This is a genomic window from Aestuariivivens sp. NBU2969 (genome assembly GCF_019931125.1).
Taxonomy (GTDB): Bacteria; Bacteroidota; Bacteroidia; order Flavobacteriales; family Flavobacteriaceae; genus Aestuariivivens; species Aestuariivivens marinum.
The window spans coordinates 1-960 of the sequence record NZ_JAIOUU010000058.1 but is presented as its reverse complement, the minus strand read 5'-3'; the positions used below and the strand labels follow the sequence as shown (position 1 = coordinate 960).

Annotated in this window: 1 protein-coding gene; it reads right to left on the bottom strand. The window is 38.0% G+C overall.

The annotated features are described in order from the left end of the window. Positions 1-13: 13 nt before the first annotated feature. Positions 14-907, bottom strand: coding sequence for an IS1595 family transposase (locus K7G79_RS14680; protein WP_223552348.1), 894 nt, complete (start codon positions 905-907; stop codon positions 14-16). Between the last annotated feature and the right edge of the window lie 53 nt (positions 908-960).

The window sequence follows — 960 nt, the reverse complement described above, 5'->3', positions numbered from 1 at the left end:
TAGAGGTCAGCATTTAGTTACCTACCAATTTTGATTGATTTATAGCTTTAGCCTCAACCATTCTACATATGAGATTATTGAAGATGGTGTCCTTGCTTTGTGACCTATTGATCCTATAGCAAAATTCACTGAAATAGCGATTCAGGTTTCCATCACTTACCCAAGAATAAGTAGTTCTTATCCAGGATTTGACCTGATGGATCATTGTGTGCAGAGCTTTAAAATTCATACCATTATTACTTTCAATTTGTGTAATATCGTATACTTTTGTTATAGGTCTATACCCCCTCCATTTATCAGTGGTCACCTTTGCATCACGACTGATGTGATTAACAAAAATATATTGAAGTGACTCAGCAGAGAAATCTTCTATGCGCATGGCGTACATACGCTTGACTTTGCCATCTTCCGTGAGCTGAACAGCAGTAACCGCTTTCTTTTTTCTGCTATCATAACTTCTGCCAGTCTTTCCTTCATCTTTTCCTCCCAGAACAAATTCATCTACATGAACCTCCCCATCCATAGGATAATTACCACTTGAGGCCATAGCTTCCCTGACTTTGTGCATAAAAAGTCGGGCAGTAGTTTCGGTGACCCCATAACGCACTGCCATATAACTGGCAGATAGACTCTTGGTGGTAGTCGCCATCTCAAAACAAATGAAAAAAGCTTTCCTAACTCCAAATTTCACCTTATGAAATAACGTACCGGCTGTTGCGGATTCAATATGGCCACAAACATTGCATTTTCTGCCAAAATCCTTTTGTGGCTGATAGGCGGTATGATTACAGCGGCTGCATTTATAGGCGGTTTTTGACTTTATTTCTGCTAAATATTCCTTACAGTCCAAATCAGATTTAAACCGATCAGAGAACTCTAGAAGATTTTGACCCTTAAAAATATTCATATTTCTATATGTTTACTAATAACAAAGATAGGTGTTTATCTATTGACCTCTAT

Coding starts and splice junctions, on each gene's coding strand:
- K7G79_RS14680 (WP_223552348.1), bottom strand. CDS start 907: ATGAATATTTTTAAGGGTCAAAATCTTCTAGAGTTCTCTGATCGGTTT.